The sequence below is a fragment of the Pseudoalteromonas sp. H103 genome (genome assembly GCF_001469205.1).
In the GTDB taxonomy this organism is placed as follows: Bacteria; Pseudomonadota; Gammaproteobacteria; order Enterobacterales; family Alteromonadaceae; genus Pseudoalteromonas; species Pseudoalteromonas carrageenovora.
Window position 1 is genome coordinate 712,054 of record NZ_LOFG01000001.1, and the last position, 6,551, is coordinate 718,604.

Annotated in this window: 6 protein-coding genes; 5 read left to right on the forward strand and 1 reads right to left on the reverse strand. The window is 39.6% G+C overall.

The window, feature by feature from the left end; translation table 11 throughout:
• Window positions 1-18: 18 nt before the first annotated feature.
• From zipA to msrB, 5 genes are all read left to right on the forward strand, one after another.
• On the forward strand, window positions 19-771 hold the full coding sequence (gene zipA / locus ATS74_RS03255; RefSeq protein WP_058547488.1) for a cell division protein ZipA: 753 nt from the start codon (window positions 19-21) through the stop codon (window positions 769-771).
• A 73-nt stretch (window positions 772-844) separates the two neighbouring features.
• A complete protein-coding gene (ligA, locus tag ATS74_RS03260; RefSeq protein ID WP_058547489.1) occupies window positions 845-2,863 on the forward strand; it encodes an NAD-dependent DNA ligase LigA in 2,019 nt (672 codons plus the stop codon).
• A 10-nt stretch (window positions 2,864-2,873) separates the two neighbouring features.
• Window positions 2,874-3,392: a DUF2919 domain-containing protein gene (locus tag ATS74_RS03265; protein WP_058547490.1), complete on the forward strand. Its 519-nt coding sequence runs from the start codon at window positions 2,874-2,876 to the stop codon at window positions 3,390-3,392.
• Between the two features lies 1 nt (window position 3,393).
• Window positions 3,394-3,834, forward strand: a complete 441-nt coding sequence (locus ATS74_RS03270; RefSeq protein ID WP_058547491.1) for a hypothetical protein — start codon at window positions 3,394-3,396, stop codon at window positions 3,832-3,834.
• Window positions 3,835-3,940: 106 nt separating this feature from the next.
• Window positions 3,941-4,381, forward strand: a complete 441-nt coding sequence (gene msrB / locus ATS74_RS03275) for a peptide-methionine (R)-S-oxide reductase MsrB (RefSeq protein ID WP_058547492.1) — start codon at window positions 3,941-3,943, stop codon at window positions 4,379-4,381.
• Between the two features lie 4 nt (window positions 4,382-4,385).
• Here msrB and ATS74_RS03280 read toward each other — a convergent pair whose 3' ends face one another.
• Window positions 4,386-6,029, reverse strand: coding sequence for a tetratricopeptide repeat-containing response regulator (locus ATS74_RS03280; RefSeq protein WP_058547493.1), 1,644 nt, complete (start codon window positions 6,027-6,029; stop codon window positions 4,386-4,388).
• Window positions 6,030-6,551 lie beyond the last annotated feature (522 nt).

Consider the following 6,551-nt stretch of genomic DNA (forward strand, 5'->3'; position numbering starts at 1 on the left):
ATAATAAAAGGTGAGGGGATGGCCGAAGAACTAAGATGGGTTTTAATCGTGATCAGTGTATTTGTCATAGGTGGCTTATTAGTACACGGTTTATGGTCAGTTAGAAAAAAAGACAGCCCAGAAGTACCTGCTAGCGAGCGGGTAGAACCAATGCAAGAGACTCCATCTCATACACCGGCCGCACAGCCAAAAGAGCCAGAAGTTATCCAGCGCGATGAGCCCCAATTTGGTGAGCTTAACTTTGATGCTAATGAGCCACAAATGGATACAAGTGTTCCAGAAATTCCAATTGAAGATGATTTGGAAATTGTGCAAGAGCCAGAAGCCCAGCCACAAAGCGAAGAAACTGCGCCAGTTGAGATGTCTGACTTTGTAATTGTGCATATACAAATGCCAGAAGGGTTAACTATGCAGGGCAGTAAATTATTGCCAGCAGTGAACACTTTAGGCTTTAAGTATTCAGAAGAAGGTTTTTTTAATCGTCATATTGACCCAGCAGGCCAAGGACCAGTGTTATTCAGATTGGTAAATATGTACAACCCAGGCACGTTTGATATAGACAATATGGAACAATTTAGCACAGCGGGTGTGAGCTTATTTATGACTCTGCCTTGCGAAGGCGATGGGCTTGCAGCGTTTAATATGTTGCACAGCGCGGCTAAAAAAATTGCTGATGAGTTTGGCGCACAAATTTTAGATGCCGAGCGTGAAGAAATGAGTGTTGACCGAGTTCGTCAATATGTTGAGCAGGTTCGTGCATTTTCTGCGTAATTAATACGCATACATTATTTTTTATTAAGCCACTTAACTAAAAGTGGCTTTTTTTATGTTTTTTGAGGTTTAAATGTCTAGCAGCATTAGTGAGCAAGTTAATCATCTTCGTAGTACTTTAGAGCAGCACAACTACAATTATTATGTGCTTGATACCCCAAGTATCCCAGATGCTGAATACGATAGGCTATTACGCGAACTCAGTGCACTTGAAACCCAGCACCCAGAACTTTTAACACCCGATTCGCCAACTCAAAAAGTGGGCGGGGCAGCTTTGAGTAAATTTGAACAAGTTGCTCACCAAGTGCCTATGTTATCGCTCGATAATGCTTTTAGCGAAGAAGAGTTCAGTGCGTTTAATCGCCGTATAAAAGAGCGTTTAATGAGTACAGGCGAGCTTACTTTTTGCTGTGAACCAAAACTAGATGGCCTAGCAGTCTCTATTATTTACCGTGATGGTGTATTAGTGCAAGCAGCAACGCGAGGGGATGGATTTACAGGTGAAAACATTACCCAAAATGTAAAAACAATTCGTAATGTACCACTAAAGCTGCGTGGCGATTATCCTGCAGAGCTTGAAGTGCGCGGCGAAGTATTTATGGATAGTGCTGGCTTTGATAAATTAAATACTGAAGCGCAAAAACGCGGCGATAAAGTGTTTGTAAATCCACGTAATGCCGCAGCTGGAAGTTTGCGCCAGCTTGATTCAAAAATTACCGCTAAACGCCCGTTGATGTTTTATGCTTATAGTACAGGTTTGGTTGCCGATGGCAGCATCCCTGAGGATCATTACCAGCAATTGGCTAAATTAACCGATTGGGGATTACCACTTTGCCCAGAAACTAAATTGGTAGAAGGCACTCAAGCGGCACTTGAATATTATAGCGATATTTTAACGCGCCGTGGCGAGCTTAAATATGAAATTGATGGCGTAGTAATTAAAATAAACGAAAAAGCCTTACAAGAGCGCCTAGGGTTTGTAGCACGTGCTCCGCGCTGGGCTATTGCGTATAAATTTCCGGCGCAAGAAGAGGTTACTCAATTACTCGATGTAGAGTTTCAGGTTGGCCGTACCGGTGCAATAACACCGGTTGCCCGGTTAGAGCCTGTATTTGTTGGCGGTGTTACGGTCTCAAATGCGACGCTTCATAATGGCGATGAAATTGCCCGTTTAGGTGTAAAAGTTGGGGATACCGTTATTATTCGCCGTGCTGGCGATGTAATTCCACAAATTACACAAGTAGTGCTTGAGCGCCGCCCTGACGGTGCTCGCGATATTGAGTTTCCTAAAACGTGCCCAATTTGTGACTCCCACGTAGAAAAAGTGGAAGGTGAAGCTGTAGCCCGTTGTACTGGGGGCCTTGTATGCCCGGCACAGCGCAAACAGGCTATTAAGCACTTTGCCTCACGCAAAGCGCTAGATGTTGACGGCTTAGGCGATAAAATAGTTGATCAATTGGTCGATAGAGAGCTGGTTAAAACGCCCGCAGATTTGTTTATTTTGAAACAAGGCCATTTTGAATCGCTTGAACGTATGGGTCCTAAATCGGCTAAAAATTTAGTCGGTGCGCTTGAGGATGCAAAAGCCACTACGCTTGCTAAATTTTTATACTCTTTAGGCATTAGAGAAGTAGGTGAAGCAACTGCACAAAACTTAGCTAATCACTTTTTAACCCTTGAAAATGTAACAAATGCCAGCATAGATAGTTTAACGCAAGTAAGTGATGTAGGCGCTATTGTAGCAACTCATGTTCGTGGCTTTTTTGATGAGCAACATAATGTTGATGTAGTTAATGCGTTGATAGAGCAAGGTATTAATTGGCCTGCGCTTAGTGCACCATCAAAAGATGAGCAACCTTTGGCTGATTTAACGTATGTACTTACTGGGACATTAAATACATTAAATCGAAATGACGCAAAAGCCCGTTTACAGCAACTAGGTGCAAAAGTGGCCGGCAGTGTGTCGGCTAAAACAGATGCCTTAGTGGCAGGTGAAAAAGCAGGCTCAAAACTTACTAAAGCACAGGATTTAGGTATTGAAATACTTAGCGAAGAAGATTTAATTGCCTTGTTTGAAAAATATAACGGTTAGGATAAAAATAATGAGCCGATATGGACCAGAGTACTGGGATAAATACGGGAGTTACCGTACGCCCATTGCATTTCATTTAAGTGTGCTGGTATTACTGCGCTCATATTTTATTTGGGTGATTGCGGCCCTTAGCCGCAGACCAGAACTTGATTTAATGTCGTTGTTTTTTAAAACCAAAAATGATTTTTTTATTGCTATTACTATTGGTGCCATTGCGATTGTACCTACGGTATTGTTTTGTTTGCGCCGGCCAAGAGATTCACACAGCGCGAGTGAAAAATTAGCAAAAGTATGGCGCCATATGCGCTGGCCACTTATTTTGTGCGCTGTGATTGATTTAGTGTGGCTTAGTATACAGGCGGCTCATAGTCATTATCGGTTTTCGCTATTTTTAGCGGTACAAATGGTTATTGTTTTGTGGGTACTGTGGTATTTGGCTAAGAGTCGTTATTTAACCGTGTTTTTTAACGATTGGCCTGAGCCCACAGAAAAAGCAGCTGAAGAAAAAAAATTAATTACAAAGGATTGAAATGGACGCTGTAAATAAAAAAATAGCGATGGTGGTGTCGGTTATCGCTTTGGTGCTTTTAGTGCTTGCGTTAAGCACTAATCTTAGTGAGTACATGTGGTTTAAGTTTTTATTTGGTGTGTGGCTTTTTGTACTTTGTTCTAGTTTTTATAGGTTAACGGCGTTATTTAAAGCGAGAAATCGATTAGATAATTTTATTCAACGCGACGCACAGCATCTTATGTTGTTTAGCCTAACAGGCTTTTTTGATAAAAAGCACGGCCCGCATTGGTTGGTTATTAGTAATATTGAACGTGTTGAAAGTAAAAGTGATGAGCTAATAATACACAGCAGTAATGATCGTCAGTTAAGTGTGAGCCTACCGGCGCAAAGTACTGAGCTAGATGCATTTGTTAAACGTATACTCACAGAATCTGAGAAGCAAACAATACATTTTGGATAAATCAAAGCGGGTGATAGTGTATTTAAAACGCTTTAATTTACTTTAGTTTACCTCTACCTTAATTAGGCTAACACCCTAATGCTATTTAATTATTTATGAGGCTGTTATGTTGAAATGGAACGATGTTATTAATTTTGCTAACAATGGCAATCCAACTCCCGCTAAAAAGGTTGTGAAAAGCGACGAGCAATGGCGAGAGCTCCTTAGTGAAGACCAATACTATGTTACTCGTAAAAAAGGCACTGAACGTCCACATAGCTCTCAAAGTTGCACATTATTAGAGCCAGGCAAATATGCATGCGTATGTTGTGAGAACTTATTATTTGACGCGGATGAAAAGTTTGATAGCGGTACAGGTTGGCCTTCGTTTACCCAACCAGCCGCTATTGAGGCAATAGGGTACGTGAGTGATTCAAGCCACGGTATGCAGCGCGTAGAAGTGGTTTGTAATGTGTGTGATGCGCACTTAGGGCACATATTTCCTGATGGGCCTCAGCCTACTGGTTTACGTTATTGCGTAAACGCTGCAGCAATGAAAAAGCTATAAAATCCTATTTGTCTGGATTTTGAATATCGAGCTTCATTTCTTTGGCCATAAGTAAGATTTTGTCTAATCTTTGCGCCTGATCTGTAGGTAGTGATGATTTACTCAAAAGGGCGTAGCATTTTTTGGCGATAGCCAGGTTAAAAGTGCCGCCTTTTTGTTTGGTTGAATCAAACAAGCACTGTAATAAATTAAGCGCAATGCTAGGATTACGTGGCATAACTCTAAATGCTTGTGTAAACGCTTCTAACGCCATATTTAACTGACCTTTGTTGAACTGACTAACCGCATGGTTGTTAAGTTCTTTAGGGCCCATTTTAATATCTCTACGTTCACTTTGCTGTTGTTGAATATAACGCAGATAAGTAGTGTCGCTTACTGTTGGGTGGCGCTCGCAATGGCTAATAATTTGAGTAAATAAAGTTTGTGCTTTTTGGTGAAAACCAAGCTCATGAAATGCTTTTGCTTTATCAAGAGCTCCATCTACAGAGCGAATATGTGAGTCGTCTTCATCAAGTTGCTCTATTAGTTTTTTAGCTTTTTGATGTTCATCTTTTAAATAATGTAGGCGAGCATTTAATACATCAATTTGTGCTTGATTAGTGTTATTAGGAAATTGTTGTTTTAAGTCGTTAATATATTTATTAGTTTGACGAGAAATACGCTGAATTTGATCTGTTTGATCAGTCGTTAACGCAAAGTCGATACCTGCACGAGCCGCATTTAGGTAAATGTCGGGGTTGTCGTGTATTGAATGTTTTGCATAACTGGCGATTTCTTTTTGCGTTAAATAGCTCTTTTCGTAGTCGTGATTAATCAACGATACATTACTTAACGACTTCTGACGGGAAATATTTCGAGGGGCGATATCAACCGCTTGACTTAAAAATTCCTGTGCTAATTCAAATTGACTAAGTTTTATTTCTAAACGCCCCAGTAAGTCGAGCGCAACTAAGCGTGTTTCATGGCGTTCCAGCATAGTTTTTAACATACGCTGCGCTAGTATATGCTCATTATTGGCAATTAATGCTTCTACTAAACCGACTTTAGCCCAAGCAAACTTTTGTATATCAAGCACTGATTTAAAAAAGTCTTTTGCTTCTTCGTTTCTTTTTAAGCGAAGTAGGGCATCTCCTTTTAAGCGAAGCAATATAGGGCTGTAACTATTATTTTTATCAAGCGCAGAATCTATATACTTTACTGCTTTAGAATCGTTACCATCGTCAATAAACGTATAGACGGTTTGTAAGTCATGTTTACGTTTAAGAATTCGTTCTATACGTGTTTTAAGTTCTTGTACGGTGAAGGGTTTTACTAAAAAGTCGTCGGGCTGAAGCTCTAAAACACTATGGACAAGTGACCCGCTGGTTTCTGCAGATATAAAAATAAAACCCGTTGAGTTTTTAATTAGTTGTTTAACACGCAGCTCTTCGTAAAGCTGATAACCATCTTGTTGTTTGCTTAAATTAAACGAACACACTATTAAATCAAATTGTTCACTCAAACACTGTTCTTTTGCCGAAGTTGCATGATCAGCAAAACGCAGCTGCCGAAAGCCAAGCCTTTCTAACGACTGTTTCATATAGCTTTGAGCTAATGGTTGCTCTTCAACTATCAGTATTTTGGCTTTTGCATAGATCTTAGTGGGCATTGGCTTAAACGTTATTAGATTTAACACAGACTATAATCAACAGTTTAGCTGCTTACAAGGGAATTTAACTATTAGCCGAGGTTATTAGAAGATTAATTTATATTCATACATTTAGCTGGCTATAAATAATACCAATCCGCATAATTAAGTGATCTATTTTGAGGATGGAAAAGCGTGTTGATAGCAAGGCAAAAAAATCGCTATTTAGTTGTTCTAAATGAGAATTTTTTAACGCAGATAGTGACACGTTTAGCCCCTAAAAATGATTAAGTATTATTGCGGATTGGTATTATTAGGGCATGAGTATTTTAAATTGAGTAAGCATGGTAAATATCAAGATGGATTTTAAACAGTAAAGTTTAAGAGATATTAAACAAGAGTACTTAATAAAGGATATTTATTTGTAAAGGGCGGCAATGCTTTCTTTTTCTTACAATTGGTTTAATTACCCGAGTGGATTTTTATAATTAATAGTAGGAATTATTTAGATGTTCTGAAGTGTTTATATGTGGTGGGTGATAC